The sequence below is a fragment of the Ruegeria sp. CJ2 genome (assembly GCF_056536745.1).
The window spans coordinates 290,029-312,852 of the sequence record NZ_JBQFQF010000005.1 but is presented as its reverse complement, the minus strand read 5'-3'; the positions used below and the strand labels follow the sequence as shown (position 1 = coordinate 312,852).

20 protein-coding genes are annotated in these 22,824 nt (G+C 55.8%); 10 read left to right on the top strand and 10 right to left on the bottom strand.

Annotation, left to right across the window (positions count from 1 at the left end; all coding sequences use genetic code 11):
* Entirely contained in the window at positions 1-1,119 is a 1,119-nt protein-coding gene (locus ACR0MS_RS09910; RefSeq protein ID WP_170666104.1) for a GntR family transcriptional regulator, read from the bottom strand.
* Here ACR0MS_RS09910 and ACR0MS_RS09905 point away from each other — a divergent pair.
* From ACR0MS_RS09905 to ACR0MS_RS09870, 8 genes are all read left to right on the top strand, one after another.
* Positions 1,103-2,173, top strand: coding sequence for a polyamine ABC transporter substrate-binding protein (locus ACR0MS_RS09905; protein WP_170463246.1), 1,071 nt, complete (start codon positions 1,103-1,105; stop codon positions 2,171-2,173). The two genes, ACR0MS_RS09910 and ACR0MS_RS09905, sit on opposite strands and share 17 nt — an antisense overlap.
* 78 nt (positions 2,174-2,251) lie before the next feature.
* Positions 2,252-3,106, top strand: a complete 855-nt coding sequence (locus ACR0MS_RS09900) for an ABC transporter permease (RefSeq protein ID WP_170463247.1) — start codon at positions 2,252-2,254, stop codon at positions 3,104-3,106.
* The gene (locus tag ACR0MS_RS09895) at positions 3,106-3,888 is read left to right on the top strand and encodes an ABC transporter permease (protein ID WP_170666106.1); all 783 of its coding nucleotides are present in this window, start codon (positions 3,106-3,108) and stop codon (positions 3,886-3,888) included. The genes ACR0MS_RS09900 and ACR0MS_RS09895 overlap by 1 nt, the downstream gene beginning before the upstream one ends.
* A 44-nt stretch (positions 3,889-3,932) precedes the next feature.
* Positions 3,933-4,946 (top strand): ABC transporter ATP-binding protein, encoded by a 1,014-nt coding sequence (locus tag ACR0MS_RS09890; protein WP_480484407.1) that lies wholly within the window; start codon positions 3,933-3,935, stop codon positions 4,944-4,946.
* 24 nt (positions 4,947-4,970) lie between these two features.
* Complete coding sequence (locus ACR0MS_RS09885; protein ID WP_480576293.1) at positions 4,971-6,257, top strand: glycosyltransferase; 1,287 nt, start codon at positions 4,971-4,973, stop codon at positions 6,255-6,257.
* Complete coding sequence (locus tag ACR0MS_RS09880; RefSeq protein ID WP_170463251.1) at positions 6,254-6,619, top strand: cupin domain-containing protein; 366 nt, start codon at positions 6,254-6,256, stop codon at positions 6,617-6,619. Before ACR0MS_RS09885 ends, ACR0MS_RS09880 begins: the two co-directional genes overlap by 4 nt.
* Positions 6,616-6,960, top strand: a complete 345-nt coding sequence (locus ACR0MS_RS09875) for a cupin domain-containing protein (RefSeq protein WP_170463252.1) — start codon at positions 6,616-6,618, stop codon at positions 6,958-6,960. The genes ACR0MS_RS09880 and ACR0MS_RS09875 overlap by 4 nt, the downstream gene beginning before the upstream one ends.
* 34 nt (positions 6,961-6,994) lie before the next feature.
* The gene (locus ACR0MS_RS09870; RefSeq protein ID WP_480576289.1) at positions 6,995-8,512 is read left to right on the top strand and encodes an aldehyde dehydrogenase family protein; all 1,518 of its coding nucleotides are present in this window, start codon (positions 6,995-6,997) and stop codon (positions 8,510-8,512) included.
* A 963-nt stretch (positions 8,513-9,475) separates the two neighbouring features.
* Here ACR0MS_RS09870 and ACR0MS_RS09865 read toward each other — a convergent pair.
* On the bottom strand, positions 9,476-9,910 hold the full coding sequence (locus ACR0MS_RS09865; RefSeq protein ID WP_131726293.1) for a helix-turn-helix domain-containing protein: 435 nt from the start codon (positions 9,908-9,910) through the stop codon (positions 9,476-9,478).
* Positions 9,911-10,263: 353 nt separating this feature from the next.
* On the opposite strand from ACR0MS_RS09865, the gene ACR0MS_RS09860 reads away from it, so the two are divergent.
* Entirely contained in the window at positions 10,264-11,358 is a 1,095-nt protein-coding gene (locus ACR0MS_RS09860) for a tyrosine-type recombinase/integrase (RefSeq protein ID WP_480576285.1), read from the top strand.
* Between the two features lie 253 nt (positions 11,359-11,611).
* On the opposite strand, the gene ACR0MS_RS09855 is transcribed toward ACR0MS_RS09860, so the two are convergent.
* From ACR0MS_RS09855 to ACR0MS_RS09820, 8 genes are all read right to left on the bottom strand, one after another.
* Positions 11,612-12,334 carry a response regulator gene (locus ACR0MS_RS09855; RefSeq protein ID WP_480576282.1) on the bottom strand — a complete coding sequence of 241 codons (723 nt, stop codon included), beginning with the start codon at positions 12,332-12,334 and terminating at the stop codon, positions 11,612-11,614.
* The gene (locus ACR0MS_RS09850) at positions 12,331-14,574 is read right to left on the bottom strand and encodes a hybrid sensor histidine kinase/response regulator (RefSeq protein ID WP_480576279.1); all 2,244 of its coding nucleotides are present in this window, start codon (positions 14,572-14,574) and stop codon (positions 12,331-12,333) included. The genes ACR0MS_RS09855 and ACR0MS_RS09850 overlap by 4 nt, the downstream gene beginning before the upstream one ends.
* A gap of 170 nt (positions 14,575-14,744) precedes the next feature.
* Entirely contained in the window at positions 14,745-15,764 is a 1,020-nt protein-coding gene (locus ACR0MS_RS09845) for a hypothetical protein (protein WP_480576276.1), read from the bottom strand.
* A 185-nt stretch (positions 15,765-15,949) separates the two neighbouring features.
* Positions 15,950-17,365: a S8 family serine peptidase gene (locus ACR0MS_RS09840; protein WP_480576273.1), complete on the bottom strand. Its 1,416-nt coding sequence runs from the start codon at positions 17,363-17,365 to the stop codon at positions 15,950-15,952.
* A 2-nt stretch (positions 17,366-17,367) separates the two neighbouring features.
* A complete protein-coding gene (locus tag ACR0MS_RS09835; protein ID WP_480576269.1) occupies positions 17,368-17,976 on the bottom strand; it encodes a hypothetical protein in 609 nt (202 codons plus the stop codon).
* Positions 17,973-18,527, bottom strand: a complete 555-nt coding sequence (locus tag ACR0MS_RS09830; RefSeq protein WP_480576266.1) for an RNA polymerase sigma factor — start codon at positions 18,525-18,527, stop codon at positions 17,973-17,975. The genes ACR0MS_RS09835 and ACR0MS_RS09830 overlap by 4 nt, the downstream gene beginning before the upstream one ends.
* A 2-nt stretch (positions 18,528-18,529) precedes the next feature.
* Positions 18,530-19,663: a hypothetical protein gene (locus ACR0MS_RS09825; RefSeq protein WP_480576263.1), complete on the bottom strand. Its 1,134-nt coding sequence runs from the start codon at positions 19,661-19,663 to the stop codon at positions 18,530-18,532.
* Positions 19,664-19,672: 9 nt separating this feature from the next.
* Complete coding sequence (locus tag ACR0MS_RS09820; protein ID WP_480576260.1) at positions 19,673-21,493, bottom strand: hypothetical protein; 1,821 nt, start codon at positions 21,491-21,493, stop codon at positions 19,673-19,675.
* 261 nt (positions 21,494-21,754) lie between these two features.
* On the opposite strand from ACR0MS_RS09820, the gene ACR0MS_RS09815 reads away from it, so the two are divergent.
* On the top strand, positions 21,755-22,801 hold the full coding sequence (locus ACR0MS_RS09815; RefSeq protein ID WP_480576257.1) for a DUF3137 domain-containing protein: 1,047 nt from the start codon (positions 21,755-21,757) through the stop codon (positions 22,799-22,801).
* The last annotated feature ends 23 nt before the right edge of the window (positions 22,802-22,824 follow it).

The following is a 22,824-nucleotide window of genomic DNA, read 5'->3' as shown; positions in this document are numbered from 1 at the left end:
TCACCGGATTGACCCGCAGGTTGCTTGGACTAGCGCCGGAGCACCACGATTGGCGACGCTGGGCCTTTGGTGCATTGAAAGCCGCAAGTGCACCCTCATCTGATCCGCCGCAAGATCGAAATGATCTTGTTCGATGAAATCAAGTATACGCAGATGTTCATCGAGCGCCTGCCTCATCCGAAAGTCGATCATACCGAATGATCCGCCCGGCAGGTGGCGCAACCCATGATGGGCCATGAGAGCAGAAGCTAGATACTGGTTTCCGGACGATCGAGCGATGAGCTTGTGAAAGGCAAGATCCGCGTCTTGAAAATCCTGGCTATTGAAAGAGTTTTCCGACTGCGCCAGAAGCGCTTCGGTCTGGCTGCGGACCAGATCGGCGCGCTTGGTGTCCAACTTGAAACCGTCGGACAGAATGGCCTGCGGTTCCAGTATCAGACGAAATTCGTAGCTCTCTATTCGTCCGGAGCGGTCTCCCGGCATGCGCGTGAAAACCCAGGATTGACCTTCGGCTTTCTGAATCACGCCTTGGGCCAGGAGGGCTTCGAGCGCACGCTGTGCAGCGCTGCGGGAAACCGAATATCTGCGGATCAGGTCTGTGACATTGATGGCACCGTCCAGGCGTCGGGCGCCGCGATCTCGTAGGATGGCACCAGCGAGATCCACACCTGCTCCGACCGCATGCTGGTTGAGTATCGAATGCCCCTTTTCGGGTTCGCATTCTAGGACAAACCCGCCTTCTGCCGCTTTGCGTGCCATCCCCTCCTTTTCCAGCAGCCTCAATGCGGATCTAACCGGAGTGCGAGAGACGCTGCACGAATCAGCAAGGGTTTTTTCCACCAGTCTGTCGCCCTGATGCAAATCGAGATCCATCGCAACATCCAGTATTTTTTGAGCAAGTTTCAAGTATTTGCTTGGTGGCATAAGAAGACGGCTTTCGTCATACCTAGTTAATATACAATAAAAACGGTATCTTAAATGGCTTCTCCGGGCCATACAAAAATGATTCAAAAAAATGTTGAGTTTTATTTCATCAAAAAATACCGTGATTGCATCATATATCTCGCCCCAGAAGCGAGCGCGGATGTCAAGGGAGGAAGACATGACCAACAAGTTCACCAATTCGTTCCGTTTGCCATTTGCTTGGCTCACCACCGGGGCGGCCTGCGCACTCAGCTTATTCGCCGGAGCGGCCCAAGCAGAAAAAATCGTGATCTCGAACTGGGACGGCTACATGCCGCCGGACCTGCTGGAGAATTTCACCAAGGAAACAGGTATCGAGGCCGAGCTCTCGGTGCATGGCACTAACGAAGAAATCATGGGCAAGGTCGTAGCCGGTGGAGGCAAGGGCTACGACGTTCTTTTCGTCTCGTCGCCTTTTGCCGAGGCGTTAAACAACCTGGGGCTGGTGGCTGCAATCGACCACGACAAGGTTCCGAATGCCTCTAACCTGTATGACGAAGCTAAAGAACTAGCCCATGATCCGGGCAACAACTATTCAATGCCATACGCTTGGGGCACGACGGGCTTATGCTACCGGTCTGACCTGATGGCAGAGCCAACTTCGTGGAACGATCTGCTCAAACCCTCTGAAGACCTTAAAGGCAAAGTGACAATGCTCTCGACGGATCGCTGGCTGATGGGGGCTGCTGCGCTAGCCCTCGGAAAGTCGCTTAACGATACGTCGGATGAGACGTTGGCGGCTGCAAAGGACCTGCTGGTTGCGGCGAAGCAGGATCTGCTGGCCTACGATGACGCAACTTTTTATCTGAAGTTGGTATCGGGCGAGGCAACGATGGTTCACGCCTGGGATGGCTGGTGCAACTACGGCATCGGTGAAAACGCGGACATCAAGTACACGATACCATCAGAAGGATCGGATCTGTGGGTAGATGCGCTAGTCATCGCGGATGCATCTGAAAACAAAGATGCGGCGCATGCCTTTGTGAACTATGTCTTGGGCGCGGACGTCGGTGTCTGGGTTGCCAGCAATATCCTTTACAAAACGCCGAACAAGGCTGCGATGGAGGCGCTGGACCCGTCCTTGATCGAAACCTTCCCGAACATGGGAATGTCGCCTGCAGACCTTACCAAGTACGAGCAGTTGCGCGATCTCGGCAATGGCCAGAAACCCTTTGCACGGACCGTGACCGAAATCATGGCCGCACAGTAAGTGATCAAACCCTGAGCAAAACCCGACCCGAACAAAGGGTCGGGCCTGTACGACATCACTCCACAGATTGCCAAGTATATGACCAATCGACTGAAATCGGTGATCTTGCTGGGGCCGGGCCTGGGCTGGCTTGCGCTTCTTATGGTGGTGCCGTGTGGCCTTATTTTTACCTATGCGTTCTTTGAACGCGGTATCTATGGCGGCATCGACCACGTCTTTACGTTTGAAAATTTTGTGCGGGCCGCCGATCCTCTTTACCTCGGGATCTTCTTACGCTCGGCCAAGATCGCGTTTCTGGCCACGATAATCGCGATCCTGATCGCCTATCCGGCGGCCTATGCCATCACGCTGGCGCCGCGCCGTTGGCAGACCGGTTTGCTGATCTTGGTGATCTTGCCGTTCTGGTCCAACTACCTAATCCGCACTTACGCCTGGATCGTGATGCTTAACCGCGAGGGCTTGATCAATAATACTCTCCAGGGGGCAGGCTTGATCGATGAGCCGCTGTCTCTGCTTTATAACAATTTCGCGGTGATCGTTGGGCTTGTCTACAACTACACCCCCTTTGTGGTTCTGGCGATCTATTCGTCGCTGAACCGCATAAATGTCGAAACCATAGAAGCCTCGGAAGATCTTGGAGCGCCCGCTTGGACCACTTTCTACCGGGTGATACTGCCACAGACCGTTCCCGGGATTGCGGCAGGTGGTGTCTTTGTTTTTGTATTGTCGATCGGCAATTTCATTACGCCCGATTTGCTTGGCGGCGGGCGACTTCAGATGGTTGGAAACCTGATCTATGACCAGTTCCTGAGCGCCCGCGACTGGCCGTTCGGAGCAACGCTGTCGATGTTCCTGATTGCGATTATGATGGGGCTTTTGTTCGCACAGGCGGTATTGGCCAATCGCGCAGCGGGACAGAGAGGGCAGGACTGATGCGGGACCGATCCAACATGGGCCTGAAGCTGCACCTGGTTTTGTTTTACACCTTTCTCTATGTGCCGATCCTTGTGCTCATGGCGTTAAGCTTTAACCGGGCCGGACTTCCAACTGTATGGACCGGGTTTTCGTTGGAATGGTACGGCAAGTTGTTTACCGCGGATCCAATACTGTCGGCGGCGCGCAACACGCTAATCGTGGCCTTAATCTCGACCGTTCTGGCGACAATAATCGGCACGCTTTTGGCGGTCGGTGTCGAGACACGGCGTAATTCTTCAGTTCTAGACGCGGTTCTGTTCGCACCGATGATCATCCCCGACATAGTTCTGGCCATCGCGCTCTTGTCCTTTTTCACCCTACTCAACATGACGTTGGGGCTTCATTCGATCATCCTCAGCCATGTCGTATTTAACATAGCCTTTGTTGTCGCCGTGGTGCGTACGCGGATGCGCAATTTCGACCATTCGATACTTGAGGCCAGTGCCGATCTTGGGGCCAGCGAATTCACCACCTTTCGCCGCATCCTGCTGCCCGCCATCGCGCCGGGGGTTATCGCCGGGGCGCTGTTGTCTTTCACCCTGTCTGTGGACGAATTCATTATTGCCTTCTTTACCGCCGGTGCTGGGCAATCCTCGACCACGTTGCCGATGCAGATTTACGCAATGATCCGATTTGGCGTCACGCCGGAAATCAATGCGATGGCTACCATCGTCATGTTCGTTTCATTCACGCTGGTCTTCTTCGCACAGCGTACCGACAAAGAGGTTTTCAGCCGATGAACCAAGGGGTTCAACTCAGGAATATAACCAAGCGATACGGTTTGGTGACCGCGATCGACAATGTTTCACTGGATATTCGCGATAACGAGTTCTTTGCACTTTTGGGCCCATCGGGCTGCGGCAAGACCACACTATTGCGGACGCTGGCGGGATTCGAAACGCCACAGGAAGGACAGGTAATCGTTGCCGGGCAGAACGTGACAAACATACGTCCCAGCAGGCGGCCCCTGAACCTGATGTTCCAATCCTATGCCTTGTTTCCGCACATGAGCGTCGAAAAAAACATCGCCTATGGGTTAGAAATGGAGAAATTGCCTAAGGACGAAATTGCCACGAGAGTGGCCGAGGTTCTGGAAAGTGCGAAACTTTCGGGATTTGCCGGGCGCAAGCCGGATCAGCTTTCTGGTGGGCAGCGACAGCGGGTTGCTTTGGCGCGCGCGCTGGTCAAAAGGCCAAAAGTCCTGTTGCTGGATGAGCCCCTTTCAGCTCTGGACAAGAAACTACGAGAAGAGATGCAGCTGGAGCTCAAACGGTTGCAACACGAGGTGGGGATTACATTTCTAATTGTGACCCATGACCAGGAAGAGGCCTTGGTCATGGCCGACCGGATCGCGGTCTTGCATGATGGTAAGCTGGCGCAGGTCGGTACTCCTCACGAGCTCTACGAACACCCCGGATCGCGCTTTGTTGCAGATTTTATAGGCGTGATGAACTTTCTGGATGGTAACGCCGTCGACGGCGGTGTCGATGTCCACGGGGCGGGAATGCTGAGGGGCGTTTCCGAGCTGCGCGGTGCTGCCACGATTGCTGTGCGCCCGGAACGGGTCAGCCTGATGCAGACCGCCCCTCGAGATGGGCGCAACTGCCTTCCAGGCACTGTCGAAGAAGTCGCCTATCACGGATCAGACCTGGGTGTGCATGTGCGCGTTCGCGGTGGGAGGAGCACCCTTTCCGCCCGCGTTCCCGCCAGCCAAGCCGACCGTGAAAATATCCAGCCGGGTCAGGATGTCCACTGCGTATGGGACGCGAAACATTCCCGCATCCTTCCCAACTGCTAAGCCAAATCTAACCGGAGACCTACAATGTCACAGAAAACCATCGCCTTCTTCCCCGAAGCTGCCTTTGGCCCTGCGCTGAATTCGGTTGGCATCGCGCAGGCCTGCGAGAAACTGGGCCATAAGGCTGTATTTCTAAGCGATCCCGGCTTTGTCGAGGTATATGAAGGTTATGGGTTTGAGGCGCATCCTGTTGCCCTGTCCGAGCCGATGGAACCCGAGGCGATGGCAAAGTTCTGGGAGGATTTCATCAACGGTCACATCCCAAATTTTCGCAAAGCCCCGATTGACCAAATCGATAACTACGTCAAGGATTGCTGGGAGGCGATCGTCGACAGCGCAAAATGGGCGCAAAAAGATCTGCCCGAGGTATTGGCAAAAATCAAACCAGATATGATCTGCGTGGATAATGTCATTATGTTCCCAGCCATCAAGCAGTTCGGCGTACCGTGGGTGCGGATCATCTCATGTTCCGAAAACGAAATCCCGGACCCGATTGTGCCGCCGCACTTATCGGGCTGTCGGGTGGATGACCGCGAGGGCATGGAGGCCTATGAGGCAAAGTTCCACGATGTGATCAAGCCGATCCACGACGACTACAATGCGTTCCTAGCCAGATGCAACGAAGACCCCTATCCGATTGGAGAGTTTTTCGAAGCGTCGCCCACAATGAACCTTCTGCTTTATCCCGAGCCGGCAAAGTACGAACGGCAGAACCCACTGGACCCAAACCGGTTTCAGTATCTTGAAGGTTGCGTGCGCGAAGAAGAACCCTTTGAGGTGCCAACGTTTAAGTCCAACAATGACAAACCACTTCTCTATGTATCTTTCGGGTCGCTTGGCGCAGGCGACACCGACCTGCTAAAGAGGATCATTTCGACCATTTCCAGGTTGCCCTACCGGGCGCTCGTAAATGTCGGGGATTACATTGACGAATACACAGACATTCCCGACAACGTGCACATACAGAGCTGGTATCCCCAGCCTTCGGTAATTCCGCAGGTTGACGCGGTGATACATCATGGCGGTAACAACTCGTTCACAGAGTGCCTATATTTCGGCAAAACAGCAATCATTATGCCCTATGTCTGGGACGGCCACGATAACGCCACCCGTGTTCAGGAAACCGGCCACGGGTTCGGGTTTCACCGATACGACTGGACCGATGATGAATTGGCTATTGCCCTCGACAAATGTATCAACGATCCAGAAATGCAGGCGAAGATGGCGGCAACCTCTGCTCACATGCAGTCACGGCATGGCCCGACCAAGGCAGCTGGCATTCTCGACGAAATCCTGAAAGCCGCGGAATGAGCAGCGCCCCGCATCTTTCGGAAATCTCGACCCGCACCGACCTCACGGACTGGGGGCTACAGCCGGACATGATTGAAGGCCAGTCGCATTCATCGGGTATGCTGGTTCACAAGGGTCCTGACAACCGGCCGGAGATCGGCGCATGGGTCTGCACTCCAGGCCGCTGGCGCCTAACGATACCGCGTGACGAGTTCTGCTATTTTGTGCAGGGCCGCGCGGTCTATCGGTCGGATGCAGGCGAAAGCATCGAAGTTACGCCCGGAACGGCCGTACTATTCCTCGCCGGTTGGGTAGGGGAATGCACGGTCGAGGAAACATTGCGCAACACCTACTACCTAACGGATCGCGAACCTGAAACATGACCACGCCACGTATGCAAAACCCGCTCCAGCAGACTGATCTTGTCGATTGGGGGGTAATCCCGACGATGATTGAAGGGCAATCCCGCACCTCGGGAAAGCTGATCCACAAGGGGCCTGACGGCCAGTCCGAATGCGGCCTTTGGGTCTGCACTCCCGGTAAGTGGGAATGTCACGTCACCAAGGACGAGTTCTGCCACTTTCTGGAAGGCCGCTGTACCTATATCCATGAAAGCGGCGAGGTAATTGAGATTACGCCCGATACGGCGGCCTTTTTTCCGCAGGACTGGAAAGGCGTTTGCACTGTCCACGAGACGGTCAAGAAAGTGTACATGATCCGCTAACGGCGCAATGCCTGTCAAACAAGGGGGCTGCCCAATGCGTGACCCGTTCAAATCTACCTACTACCTCAACCCCAAGCATGTGCCATTGGAGGGTGGTGGGACCACTCTGGTCAACCCGTCTACCTTGCAGCCCGTCGGGGTTTTTGGTGAGCCGTCGCCGCAGATCGTGAACCAGGTCCTGGACCGGGTCAATGCGGCGCAAAGGAGGTGGTCCGCGATGGACTGCAAATCTCGCGCGCGGGTATTGCACCAGATCGCCAACGACATCGAAAGCGGCAACATGACTGAGATCGCCCGCTTGATGACATTGGAAACGGGCAAACCTTACCCTGAATCGATCGGCGAGATTGCGAACATCCCGCCGGTTTTCCGCTACTATGCCGAGATGGCGCGCAATGACGCGGGCAAGATTGCCGGCACGATGCAAACTGGATCTTTTCAGTATCAGACATACGAGCCCTACGGCGTGTCCGTGCATGTGGTTCCGTACAATTTCCCCCTCATTCTTGGCTGCTGGTCGATGGCCGCATCACTTGCGGCAGGTAACGGTGTAGTGTTGAAAGCCTCACCTGCAGGAACTTTGTGCACGATGGCGTTCATGGAGTTTTTTCGGGCGTTGCCCCAAGACCTGATTGCTTGCCTGCCGGGTGGTGCAGACGTGGGCAAACAGCTGATTGCCAGCCCCAAAACCCATGTGGTCGCTTTTACAGGGTCCGTGCCGACAGGTCGTGCAGTCGCAGTGGCCGCAGCGGAGAACCTGAAACCCGCAGTGATCGAGGCTGGGGGAAGCGATCCACTGATCGTCAGTAAACACGCCGACATCGCGGTCGCTGCTGCCGGGGCGGTTACCGCTGCATTTTTGCAGTCGGGCCAGGTTTGCACATCGTCTGAACGGATTTTTGTAGTGGATGACGTGTACGACGATTTTGTCGATGAATTCGTGACCCGAACCCGGAAACTGCGCATCGGCGACGGAATGGGGGTGGCGGAAATCGGACCTTTGGCCTCCAAGGAGGCACGCGACAAGGTCGAGCGTCTGGTGCGCGATGCAACTGAGAAAGGCGCGGTGGTTGAGGTAGGAGGCGGTACCCCGGATCACGTCGGGCCGGGTTGGTTTTTCGAACCAACGATCCTGACCGGCGTGACGACGGACATGGCGCTAACTCAGGAAGAGGTTTTTGGGCCAGTCGCCTCGGTCATTCGGGTGAGCGACTTTGACCAAGCGCTTGAACTGGCAAACGCGTCACAATTCGGTCTTGGCGGATGCCTGTTTACCGGCGACTTGGACGAGGCATTTCAAGGGGTGAACAAGCTACAGGTGGGGATGGTCTGGGTCAACAACCCGCTCGTGGACAACGATGCCTTGCCTTTTGGCGGCGTCAAGAATTCTGGGCTTGGGCGTACGCTAGGCCTTCAAGGCCTCGAGGCTTTCAGACGACCCAAGATGGTCGTGATTGATCCGAAGGCGAAGGAGGCGGACTGGTGGTATCCATATCCCGACGACTGGTTCTATTCAGATGACGTACAGGGCGGGAGAAAGCACACCGGCTAGGGTGATGATCGGTGCGACCTGATCGACTCTACAACTGAAGATGAGCTAACGGCAGGATTGTCCGCAGCCTTGCCATCCGACACTGGAATTTGAACGTCCGGAATGTGCGGTTTTTGACCTACCGCATATGCGAAAGACCGACTCTCGCTAAACGGCAGGAACGGGCTCAACGAGCCTGTCGAGGCGCTGAATATTAGCCTGAAAAAATCTCTTATTTTCAATGATCCTATCAGGGCAAACACGCGCTGCAACCAAATGTTGAAGTACAAGTTCCAGGGAATGCAAATCCTAAGCCCGAGCGAAAGGCCGCAGCAGTCTGCAAATAAATCGATAGAACTAAAACTCATGCTTCCATCATACTTTTGAGGGAACCAGTCTATCCAGAAGCATCCGGACTTGAGTTCAAGATTAGATTTCTGTGTTCCAGATAGACTTGGAGAGAGGAGTTTTGCAGAAATTCAGAAGCATCATTGGTTGGGCGCGCAAGTCTTGCTTCTATAAACGCAAGAATACACACAACAACAAGCCCGGCTAGTATCCAAAGGTACGCGAAAAGCCCTAGTAGATCTGGGCTGGTAACTTGAACGGCTATCGGAGGGGTGAGAAGAAGAATTGTAAGCATCAAACCTTTTTTCAACTTCTTCTGCTTCTGCAAATAATCCGTAGATATTTCCTCAACCTCATGCTCCAGCCTACGCACCCATGACAAGTACTCGTCTTCTAGTTGGCCACGTAAATAATGGCCGCAACGACAAAACTCTCTAGAAAGATACTCAATCCCTCCGCAGGCCTCACATTCCGTGGCATTCGGGCAACCTCTAGTCGGCCTAACTCCGTTGGAGCTTCCAGGTTGGTACGGTGCATCAAGTTGGGTCTCTTCTAGGATGCTATCTACCTTGCCCAACACTCCCACTTTGCGCGGCCTCAATTGCTCGGCTTTTCGCAAAACTTCGTTCTCTAACATCAAGCGACTAACCTTAAGATGGTGTCAATTCTGGCTATATCGGGCACTTGGTTAAGGCCCTCAATCGTTTCGGGGCTCAGAGCTTCTTTGAAAAGAAAATCTATAGCGTCCCATTTCTTTTCGGGTGCTACAACAAGGCCGCGATTAATTATTCTGTGCTCAACTGCGATTCCAAGTTTACGATAGGCATGCGCCATTTCCGAATGTCGGCGGCTTTTGCCTTCAGCAGTGTCCCCTTCGAGCATCCAGAGCGGATCGACATCGAATTCTTCATAAACCTTCAGAAGTAGGGTGGCGGTTAGGTCGCGTTGGCCACGTTCATAGTACTGATATGCACTTCGACTGATGCTAAGTCGTTGCGCCATTTCTTCTTGTGACAGACGCGCCTCGGTTCGGACAGCCGCAAGGCGCACCCCTAGGTCAGGAACAGTCATGATGTACCTTTTTGTGGTTGCATTGACCACGATTATGGTTATCTCTATTCAATGTAACCGCTGATAGAGGCATTTGGTTCGTTTTAGGTAGCATTATCGTAGTTTTGTTTCGATCTGAACGCAAAACGAAAATTTTGCCTCGATATGTGTGCAGTCATTGAGGAGTTGAAATTGCAAAAAATTCTCGAGACACCAAGGGAATTAGCTGAACGAGTGGGCATCCCCGTTTCCAACGTTCGCTATCTAATCCGCGAAGACATGCTGGATCATATCTATACAGCCCCAGGCCGACGAAACCCCAAGATTCCCAATGGTGCGTGGGAACGATACCTCGATCAATTTACGGTGAAAGCATGCCCCGCAAACCGACCCCGCCCCGCCTTGCACGCGACCGAAAACGCCTCGCCGATGGCAATTGGTACATCTACTGGACCGAAGGGGGACGCAGCCGTGAGCACTCGACTGGCACTGGGGATCGCGACCAGGCTGAACTCTACTTCGCAGAATGGAAGCTAAGGCGCTTCAGGCCGGATCGCGCGGTCGAGCCACACGAATTCTATGTGACTGACGCAGTTTCGCACTATCTGGCGAAGCGATTTGACGACGTTACTGACCCGGAGCGTTTGGCCAATGCAGCAAAGCCAATCATCAGGTTTTTTGATGGCTATGCCGTGGGCGATATCAACGATGTGCTCATTAAAGAATACTGCCAGAAACGCCGGAAGAGCCGTCGAGACAAGGGGCTGAAGGACGGCACCTTGCGAAGGGAGCTCAGTTTGCTCTCCACTGCTATCCGGCGTGCCGAGGAAGATCAGCTAATCACGCGCAAAATAACGGTCCGACTACCTCCGAAACCCGAGGGTCGTATCCGATTCCTGACATGTGATGAAGCGCTAAGGCTAATCCGGGTATCGCGGAGCTTCGATACGCCTCTGGAGGATGGCGTGCCGACCGAGTCAAAGACTGAGCACCTGACTCTGTTTCTTAGGATCGGATTGCTGACCGGCCAGCGAAAGGAGGCGATCCTATCCTTGCGCTGGTCTGATATCGATTTTCCTAGCAACATCATCTACTGGAACCCCGTTGGACGGCGCCGCACGAAAAAGGAACGCCCGAGTTCTAGGCTGCCTGCGCGTCTGAAGAAGCACCTGCTATGCCGACGAAGGCGGTTTCCGGTAGACGAATTCGTAGTCACCCATCGCGGCAAGTCTCTGCAGAACGTCAAACGCGCATTTAGGACTGCCGTTGTGGCGGCAGGCTTGGAGACCGAGGGGGACCGAAAAGTCGTTCCACACACTCTGCGGCACACCTGTGCGACCTGGCTAATGCAAAAGGGGGCGCCCAAGTGGGACGCCTGCGGCTTCCTGGGTATGACCCACGAAACGCTTGAGAAGAACTATGGGCATCATCACCCTGATCACCAGAGAGGAGCGGCGGATGCAATCTGATATCCAGATCATTTCCGGATATAGATCGGTACAAACGTGAACAAAGGAACAGTGAAATGATAGTACATTACAATAATTACAATGGGTTAAAGTCAGGCCCGTTCCTTCGGGAGGCAGGGGTCGGAGGTTCGAATCCTCTCACTCCGACCAATAAAATCAATCCGCTGCATTGATTTCGTACTTTCCGCAATCCCACTGTAATACATCGCGTGAATGCTTGGGCATCCATTGCGTCCTATCGCAACATCTGTACTCAGTCAAAAATATAGCCAATTCCCCGAACGGTGCGGATAACTTCGGGTTTGGAGGGGTTCTTCTCGATCTTTCGGCGCAAGCGGGAAATGCGCAGGTCGATTGAGCGGTCAAACGGCTCCCAACCGCGGTCATGGGCCCGCTCCAAAAGTTGGTCCCTGTTCAAGACACGGCCTCGGTTCTCAGCGAAGACGCGGAGCAAGTTGAACTCCATCGCGGTCACCGGAATTTCCTGCCCGTCCGTGTCGAACAGACGCGCTGCATCCAGATCGAGGCAACAGCTTCCGAAATGCACCTTGGTTGCAAGGCAAGTCTGGGTGACAGGTGCGGCAGGTTCGCCACCTCCCCCCGCTGCGGGCCAGCGCCGAATGGCGGCTTTGATCCGCGCCTCCAATTCGCGCAGATCGACGGGTTTGCCAAGGTAGTCATCTGCGCCCATTTCCAGCCCGACGACGCGGTCGATGACGTCAGCCGCAGCGGTCAGCATGATAACCGGAACTTCTGTTTCCTGCCGCAGCCGCTGCAATGCGGCCAAACCATTCTGGCCCGGCATATTGATGTCCAGAACAATCAGATCCGGTGCTGGGCCTTCGGTGATACGATCAAACAGTGCTTCTGCATCTTCCGCCTCGCGGACGTCAAAGCCGCGCTCGGCCAGATACTCCGCGACCATTTCCCTCAGATGCGGTTCGTCATCGCAAATGATGATGTATCCATTACTCATGATCGCGGCCCACCCGTCTCATCCGAACTGAAAATCTGGTCGACCAGTCTTAACAGATCCTGAGGAGCAATCGGTTTCTCCATGTATCTGCAATTGTTGGACCGAAGAAACTCGATCGTCTTGCGGCTCATGGCATTACCCGTCACGAACCCAAAGCGGTTCAGACACTCGGGCTTTTGCTGGGCGATCAGTTTCAACAACTCCGTTCCATCCAGACCCGGCATTGTCATGTCGCTGAGTATGACGTCGAACTCGTCCCGTTCCAGCAGGTCCAATGCATTTCGGGAATCGTTGCACGTTGTCACCTCATATCCTGCGTCCTCAAGAATATCTGCAATCAGCTCGGTTACATCCTGTTCGTCATCGATACTCAGCACCTTCAGTCTGGCAGTGTTCGATGCCGGGGCGTTCTCTGCGTCCGGTGCCGCCTGATCCGGAGCAGATGGTTTCAGGCAAATGCGAAATCGCGCCCCCTCACCCGGTGCTGTGTCGACGGTCAAACTGCCGCCATGACTGGTCACGATGCGATGGCAGAAGGCCAGGCCAACCCCTGTTCCCTCGCCCGCCACCTTGGTCGTGAAGAACGGCTCAAAAATCCGGGACCGGATGGCGGGGTCAATTCCATGCCCATTGTCGTCGACTTCGATAAAAACATGACCTGAGCTCGGTTCCGTTCCGCTGCGCAATGTGACGCGGCCCTTCTCCCCCAAGCTTGCGACGGCATGTTCTGCGTTCACCACAAGATTGGTCAGCACCTGAACGATCTGATCCGGGTCCGCATCAACACTCGCCGCAGCCGGGTCCAATTCAACACGTACATCGGCGCCTGAGCTCTTCAACCCATAACCCGAAATCTCAAGCGCCGCTTCGACAAGGGTTCCAACGTCACATTGGACAATCTCCATCGGGCGTTGGCGGGCCATGGCCAGAAATGCACGCACGATCCTTGTGCAGCGTTCAGCGGCCTGGCCGATGCGTTCCACCCGACGTTTCAGAACCGGATCGTCGACCTTATCCTGCAACATCAGCGCATAGCCGACGACGATGGAAAGCGGGTTGTTCAGTTCGTGCGCAACGCCTGCAAGCAACGACCCCAACGCTGACAATTTCTCGTTCTGATGGGCGATTTCGCGCTGCTTTTCCAATTCATCCTGCATCTGCAGGTAATCGGTCATGTCCCGTGTTGATGAGACGATGACGTTCTCGCCCTTGAAGTCGATCACCCGAGCCGATGTCAGCCCCTGCATGATGCTGCCGTCCTGCTTAAGAAAGCGAACAGGGTAATTGTCCAACTGTCCTGTTGGTAACAGCGCATCCAGATAGGCTTGCCGGTCCTCGGGGTTAAGAAAAAACCCAAGCGTGGTTTCCAACTGGCCAAAACGCTCACGCGAGGCCGGGGGGCAATAGAGGATTCTGCCATCATCCACGCGCGAAACCAGAAACGGCGTGGGCGAGGCGTCGACAATTGTCCGCACCAGCAGGTCAGCCTCGCGCTGAGCCTGCTCGATCTGGTCCCGTCCGCTCTGGTCCGAGAGTGTCAGCAGCAACTCACCTGCATCGGTTTTTCTGGTGGTGAAGGTGACAGGGCGACCATCCCGCGTGTCCAGTCGGGTTTCTGCAGCGGTTTGCTCGCTCAACCGGATCAGGGCGTCCCTGCTGTCTGAATGGGGCGCAAAATGCCCTCTTGTTGCAACAGCACGCGCAAAATCTTCGAACCGAATTCCCGGCTGCGTGTCACGCGCGGCAAGACCCGCGAAGCTGGCCAAAGCAGGATTGCTGGCAATGAGGTAACCATCCCGATCCCACAGACCGATCCCGTCGCGCAGAGGCTGAATGACACTTTGCAACAAATCCTGCGCCGAGCCCGTATCGGTTTCACGAGCTAGAGTGTCGTCCCTACCCCCCAGCGGCGCAAGCACATATCCACGATCCTTGCCGCATTCAAAGCTGGAAACGGCAATCACATCATTGCCTTGCAATTCCATCGTGACGCTGGCGTTCCCACCAAGCAACAGATTTGCAGCCGTCCTTGCCGAGCAGACCGTTTCTTCGGCCGTCAACCTCAATGCGTTGGACAGTACCTCATCAAGAAAGGCGCGCTCTGACAAACCTTCGGGCACCGCAAGGCCAGCTGGTATGGCGCCATTCCACTCGACGCACAGACCGGCCCTGTCAAAGCGAAAAAAACTGACCGTCGCGTCAGATTTTTGGGGCTGAGAATTGGCGGCGAGTGAATGCATCTGGTTTCTCTTCAAATAGTGAACTTTCTATGTGACCGCGGGACGTGTCTATCTGACGTCACCACATAATTCCGTTTGTATCAATTGTATCTGCGCCAAATGCCTGCATCGACAGGGGCATGCAAAAAGGCCCCCTCTGATTGAGGGGGCCGATCACTCGTTAAAGTAAATCAGTTCACTCGCAGTGTCTTGGGCTTGCTTCCACCCGACTGGACCTTGAAACCGCCATTGCCCGGGCTTTTGCAATTCATCGAATACTTGGCGCCGTTCGACTGGAATTTGGGCGAGACGCCTTCGATTTTCACCCAGCCATTTTCCGGGCCGTTGCCGTTGGGAATATCCCAGGTGTGCTGTACCACGGCGATCTTGTTGGCTGCTGTCTTGGCGGTAAAGACGTTGCTTTTCTTGCCGGTGTTGTGCACGAACCGATACTTGATCTGAGCGTTAGCCGTATTGGTGGAAATGGCGGTCGTGGTCTTGATCTTGCAGGCCCCGCTGGGCGGTGCGATTTCAGTCAGTTTCATGGTGGCTTTCTTTACAGAAACCGGCTGAGTATAGCCTTTGACACCACCCCCGGCCATCGGTGCGCGCGGTCCGGAAAACTTGCTGCAGACGATCTTGACCGTCTTCGGCGCTGAGTATTCCCAGATTTGGTTATTGGACCCGGCGCCTGACGCCTCGACCGTGGTTTTCAGCGAAACTTTGAAGCTCACCTCGTGGTTTGAACCAAAGATTTGCTTGTCCGACTTGCCCTGATTGCGCAGGACGGTCGCTTTCATCTCACACATACTGACAGCCGCGGATTCGATCGTGCCGACGCTAAGGGCGAAGGGCCAGTTATAGTCGATGGACTTCGGACGGTTGCCGACCGAATAGGAGACTGTCTTTTTGTAAAACGATGTGCCCGGAACCTTGGCGGCGATACCGAAGCCATGGGTAATTTCCGGCTCCATGGTCCATTTCTTGATCCGTCCTGCGGTGCCGGTGTCGTATTTGAGATTGGCACCAACCACGAACTTTCCGTTCAGATCCAGCTTGGTATAATTCTGACCGTTGCTGAGAACTTTCAGCGAGGTCGGGTTTGTGTTGGTTACGGTTGCCACACCGCTGTCGGCCGAGGCCACATGTGGCAAGGCGGCAAAAATGCCAGAGATCAGAGCTACGGTTTTGATACTGGTTACGGTCTTCATAATCTTAATTCCTTCAGCTTTCTGTTTGCTTGTGACTGTCTGTCGTCTGGCACCCGAGAAAGGTTCAAAATTTTTTTGAGGGCCTGTTCGAACTGCGCCTGGGGCATGAAATTAAGGCCCGGACGTATCTGGCAGATGTCCGGCAGATGTTTGGAATGTATCGACTTTGTCAGCGCCTTGTGCGCTCAGCACCCGCCGGATTGCACCAGACCATAGCCAAAGCGTGTATCTCGGCCCGACGGACCCAGATCAACGGCGGTCTGGCGAAGAATGCGGCGTGCCTTGTCCAGAGACAGCCCGCCACGGGATGCGTGTCGGGCCAGCAATGCGGTCACAAGCGGAGCGGCATAAGATGTCCCCGACCGATAGCCCCCACCTTTTGCGGTGATAACCCACAGGTCGACCCCCGGCGCGGAGAACTCGATGTGAGGGCCCCTATTTGCCTTGCCATAAATCCGGCGAGCCGCGTCCACTGCTGTCACGGCAATGGTATCGGGAGATGCCGCTGGCAGACGAGGCGCGTTGCTGCTGTCATTTCCGGCGGCGGCAACCACGACCATGCCGCGTGCGCGGGCTCTGGCAAGCAGTTCTGCAAACACTGTGTTGGGCGCGCCTGACATCGACATATTGACCAACTGGACATTGCGCGCGCGCAGCCAGTCCAGACCTGTGGCAATATCCTCCAGCCGTGCACCTTCACGGCCTTTGTCGCGGCCAAAGGCTTCGGCCGCAAAAATCTCTGAACCCGGGGCCAAGCCGATAAACCCGCCTGAGCCATTCCCGGCAATTAACCCTACGACCGCCGTAGCATGGTCAGTTCCCGTGGACCTGAGCCCCGGCGACAGCACTGACTGACGCTGAATGCGCACGCCGGAAAGCGCAGGGTGGCCCGCCTGAACAGGGCCGTCGATCACCCCGACCCGCACAGCGCGCCGAAGAGCGCAGGATTGCTCGGCAGGATCTCCGACCATGGCGGCCGCGTAAAGGCGCGGCGGGGCCGCGAACCCGTAAATATGATGGCGGTCAACGTCAGCATCAGGTGCAGGGATCGCCAAAGCCGCGCGCGCGTCTGCAAGTGTCAGCCCTTGGGGGAACGCATAAAACAGCATGACCCGGCCCATCTGTGGTAGATTTCGCCGGCGCAAAAGCTGCGCCCCGCGATCTTGCAACACATCCCGCGCCGCTTGCTCTTGCCGGGCTGGGACCAGAACCGAGTATTCCGGTGACCCATCCGGCGCAGGCACCATGTCACGCGCTGCGCGTTCAGTATTGCGCTGGCGTTGGGCACAAAGCGTGATGGACCCAAGGTCACGTCCGGTTGTTCCACGGATAGCCCAGACAAGGCGATAGGTTTCACCCGCCCGAAGTCCGCGCGACGGCACAGCGATCGTGACTTGGCTGCGTGACCACCGCAGCACCTGCATTTTCAGGGTCTTGCCCCGACCTGTCGCCAGTATGTCACTGGGTCGTCCGCCAAAATCGCGCGCTTCAATTCGGATTGTATCTCTGGGCTTTACGCATCCGGTGGTAGTGATCCGAAAGTCATCGGCCTGTGCTGCAATCGGTAAGGCAAACAATAGAAGGAGTATGAACATACGCATGATCAGTTCCCCCCTTCTGCTTCGACGCTTTCGACAATTCCCGTCGCCGTGCCAAGACGTTCAAACGCGCTGGCGGCGGCGTCTTCGTCGTTCGCGGCCAGCGTATACAGACCCAAAGCGGACGGCCCGGACACGATGGTCAAATCCAGTTCCAACAAAAGGGCCCGGATTTCCTGTTCGGTGGCCGTCGCTGCAAATGCCACGATCAGGGTTGGCCCAGTGTCCAGAGAGTCGGGGCCACCATCGGCCAACTCAACATCTGGTCCAGTGTTCAAATAGGGCAACGACACCTGAACGGCCAGCAAAGCCATGGCTGCAATGGCGGCAACTTTCCACAGACCGGGTTTTGTTGCTTTGGGCTGCGCCACGCTGCGGTGTGCATCAACATCGCGCATAAGCCTTGCCAAACCAAACTCACCCGGCGAGGTTTCGACTTCGGTCGCTTGCATTTGTATCCGCGCCGCCTTCAACGCAGCCAGTTCCGCCTGCAGTTTGGGACTTGCAGCCACTGCGCGTTCAACTGCGCGGCGCTCATCACCGTCCAACGTCTCATTTGCAAGAAACACCAGCAGGCCCTGGATTTCATCGTCATCCCTATTTGGATCGGTCATGTTGCTGCCTCCTTCATCCGACCTGACAGGCAGCGCAACAAAAGCTTCTTTGCGTGAAAAATCCGCGTCTTGATCGTGTTTTCAGGGGCGTCGACCACGCGCGAAATCTCGCCATAACTCATGTCCTCGTAGAAGGCGAGTTCGATGGCGCTGCGGTGATCAGTCTTTAACCCCTCAAGACAGAACCGAAGATGTTCGGCCTCTTGCGCGGCGGCAAGACAGGCCACGACATCAGGCCCTTCATCGACCTGCTCGGGCAGATCATCGCTGGGCGAGATACGCTTATGCTTTCTGAAGTGATCCATTGTCTTCCTGTAGGCAATTCCAAATACCCAGGTCTTGACAGCAGACCGACCCTCGAACTTGCCCGCCGAGCGCCAGACTTCCATGAAGACCTCATGAAGTATGTCGCCCGCTTCGAACGGATCGTTCATTTTTGAAGCAATAAATCTGTAAACCGGTTTTTCCAGCGCCCGGTACAACCCGGCCAGAGCGCTCTTGTCCCCACCCGCGACAGCCTGCAGCAATGCGTTCAGTTGTGCGTTGGTCATGGCTATTGCCTGAGCTGCAAGACAGGTTGCTGGCTGGGCGTATTGCTTAGGCCGCGAACGGATGACATGGCCAACAGGTTCCCCGCAGAGTCAAACGCAGCAACCCGCCAGCGCAAAACCCTGACCTGACGCAAGCGATCGAGCGTGAAATCCTTCAGCCGCGTTGAAACCTCCTTGGTATCCAAGGCAGCAATCTGTTTTGGCGCAAGCCCACCGGCACCCGAATCCAGAAATTCCAAACGATAAAGGCTTGCATCGGGGACCGGCTGCCAACTGAACACAGTCGCCGCGCTCAGCCCTGCGCCCGGTTGCGGGGCAGACAGTTTTAGCATTGGCTTGGATGCCGGATCCGGCGTTTGCGGCTCGATGGGCGTAGCGGTGACCGTATAGCGAAGATCTGGAACAGAGAGGGTGAAACCGTCTCGCAATCCGGGTGAGGGCACAAACCGCACCCTGTAAATACCGGGCCGATCCACCGGCAGCGGCGGGCTTTCGAATGTCGCGCGCCGCGAGCCTGCCAAAACCTGACGGACTCGACCGATGACACGGAAATCACCCGCAACGTCGGACGGACCGGCAACCTCCCACGCGCCATCCAGAATGCCGCGACCATTTGTGGTCAACTCAAGCCGAGCCGCCAGTTGCGATCCACTGGGGACCACCCGAAAGAGACTGTCGTCGTCAAAGGCAAGGTCGGCAAAGCGCACGGCCAGCGGACCACCGCTTGTCACTTGCAGGCGCACGGTTGCGGGCGCAGAGGTTCCGTTGAAATCCGTGAAGCTGCGGGTCAGAACGGCGTTGCCGGCCTGCGCAATCCGCGCCGCTGTTGTCCGGTCAACAACAAGCCGTTCGGACAGTGTCACAAAAATCAGACCACCGCCCGGATGCTGTACCGTTCGCCGCAACGGGCCGCCAATAGTGCCGCCGGTGCTGAGTTGAGCGCCGGGCGAAGTGACCGTGACCGCTCTGGCCGTTCGCGAGATTACCCCGACGCGCCAGTTCAAAGTTATTGCGGATTCACCCGACCCATTGACGCGCGCCGTCGGAGGATTGACCGAAACCGGCCCTGCCGCCTGAGCCAATCCACAGAAAAGAGACAGGACGCAGCTGAGTATGAGTGTTGGCAGAAATCGCATACCCGCCTCCTACCTGAAGAAATTCGTTGTTGCGCGAAGGGTCAGACCGACCAGCGTATCCTCGTCCCCGCCACTTTCGCTGGCATACGGCCCGTCAGCACGGCTTGCGCTCAGAACCAGCTCGGCTGTTGGGTGGAACCGCCATGCCAATTCGGTTGCATAATACTCTCCGTCCAGCGCGAACGGCTCATCAGTGCGCGTTATGCCGGTATCCAGCCGAAAAATCAGGTCATCCGGCCGCAGCGCATAGCTGAACCCCAGAGTGGCTTCGTAACGCTCCCATGAATCAAAGTCGCCATCCACACGCGTATAACCCGCGGTGCCATTCACATTGGCCCGATCATTGACGCCATAGTCGAAAGCGGCACTCAAACTGTGGCTGTCGGTGTCGATATCCAACACCCCCTGATCATCTTCGCGGATGCGAACATAATCCAATGACCAATTCCCGACATCCCCCAGCTTGTCGAACCCCACATACAAAGTCGTCGACGCATAATCCTCGGGCGGGGGGGCGGCGTTAGGGGTCGTCAGCCGATCCTGTTCGATATAGCCGCCACCGAAACGCACGGCTGTACCCTGCCAGAACCCCTCACCCTGCAAGTCATAGCGAAGGTCGGTCAGGATTTGCGAAATCCGATCTTCGGGCCAGCCGGATGGCCCCCCGACATTGGTTTTCTGGGTATCGGCAAAGATATTGAGGGCGAACCGGTTGGCGCTGTAGTCCATCGTCAATCGCCAGGTTTCGGCCCCGACCGCAACTCCGGGATTGGCGAGCGAAAAATAGTCCTGATCCACTTTTTCATAACCCAGCCCAACGGTTAAGGCCCGGTCACCCGCATCCGTGTTCAATATGTCGTAGCTTATGTGCGACAGCACTGCGTTTGCGCTGGTTTCCGGCAAGGGTCCGCCGTCATCTTCGTCCCATTGGGTCTGTGACCAAACCGACCCATAATACAAACGCCCGCCCAACAGCGTCCCGTCCAACGAAAGTGACGAGCCCTGACCGGAACCTGTCGCGCTGCCGCCATAGGGGTCACCATCGCCGGTATAGGTCTGCACGGATACTCTGAAGTCCTGCGTGGCAAAAGGTTGGAATGCAAACCTTGCCCCCTGCATGCGGCTATCTTCGTCCGCCAGCCCAGTGAAGTTGGCGGCCCCCAATGCGTCGGCACTTTGCGACGCGAAGGCACCAAGCTCTACGCGCTGATCAAACAGGCCCATATCGACCGACAGACCACGTCTGGAAACATCGCCCACCAACGCGCGGTCATAGTCGAGCATCTGATGACCCAAGCGCCCCGTAAAACTGGTCGCGCCCAAGGTGCGATTGAATTCCAACAGATACTCGGCAATATCTACCGGGTTTTCGGTGATCCGCTCGACAGGGCGGGTCGAGCCCAGATAACTGACCTGCCCGCGAAAACTGCCTTCTTCATTTTCCACGCCAAATGAACCGCTGCTTGAGGCGTTTGTTGCTTCATCGTTATTGAGCGATCGAATACTGGCCTCGTGACTGGCATCAATGGAAACCGTCAACCGGCTGCGGGCCGTGGTCGAAAAGCTGTAACTGGCGATCGGTACAAACCCGTCACCTTCAAGCAGATAGACGGTCACGTCGTGGAACTCACCCGCCAAAGGGGTGACTATGTTCAAAACAAGCTGCCCATTCTCGACCGCCGCGACATCGGTCATGTCGATACCGTCAACCTCGATCGCGACCTCTCCTGTCAAGCTGGAAATGTCGAGCGGCAGGAAAAGCGCTTGCCCACCTTCCAGCGTTCCCAGATCCTCAATCAGATCCTGTGCGGCAGCGGGGGCGCTCGCCATGGCCAATCCACCGATGTACAGCAAGCACCGGATTTTCTGTTTGAATTGTTGCCGCAATACTGCGCCCTCGTTGATCCTGTCGCAGTGCAACACCCATGTATGGCGACACCGCGGGAAAATTGTTTTGCTAAGGATCAGGAGAGAGCAGGAACGAGACAAGTCACTGCAATGTCTCAATTGTTGCTGTTGTGTATCAGCCTATGTCAAGCCCTACACAGAACAAGGCTTTAGGGCCTGCACGCCGCGTCTGAAGGGATACAATTGATACACCCACAGGGATATTCCGAGAGCGTTGCGCGAATTACAATCATCCTGCACTCAGACTGCAAAGGCATGGTGATGGCTGAATACGAATTTGTTGAAAGCGCCCCGTTCGAAGCGGGGTTTGCAGAAGTATATGACCGGCAGATCGCACCCTTTTTGCGTGGTAAAGAGGAAGAGCGCCAAGCCGCCGTCTCGCGAAGCATGATCTGGGTAAAGCTAATCGGCGCTGTCTCAGTCGTGCTGGCGGCTTTGGCATCGTATTACGTCCACCCCCTGCTAGGAATTTTTCCGCTAGCGTTCGGCGGTGGAGCCGCGCTGATTATCTATTTCGAACGCGGAAGCCGGATCAGCAAGGACGTATCAGGTTTCGTCCGTCCGATCTTGTGCAAGTTTCTGGGCAATATGGAATTGCACGCGCAGGTCCCCACAGACTTTATGCCAATAGGCCGCCTTGTTGCCCTGCAGATTTTGCCCAAGGCCGAGCGGATACGCGAGGACACCGCCATCACGGGTACGTGGCGGGATACCGGATACAAGCTGCTGAAGATGAGCTGCTCTGAAAGCTATCGCGATCACAATGACGACCGGAAATACAGAACCCTGTTCGCCGGAATCGTGCTGGAGATCGACTGCCCGGTCGAGATGCCACGCACAGTTTTCGTCAGAGATTTCGGCGAGACCCTGAACAAGCTCTATTCCTGGGCGTCGCGCAATACCTTGCCAGCCCATCGCTGGGATCTCGGTCTGGAGGATGCCGAACAGGTATTTGAAGTCTACACCGACGACCCAACCCAGCTTGGGGAATATCTAAAACCCCAATTCGCCTATACGCTGACTGACATCGCCGGGCGGTTTCAAGGAGGACGGGATTATTGCGCAGCGGCTTTTTCAGGCAGGCGGTTTTATCTCGCGCTCAGCCTGCCGCACAGTTTTATGGGGTTTGATGTCGCCGGTGCCCCTCTGAGTGAAGCAAATGACAGCATCCACCGCGCCCTGCGTGATCTGATGACGCCAAGGCAGATCATCGACGCCCTTCACACGTAAAAGGGGTGGCGTCGGCTGCGCCA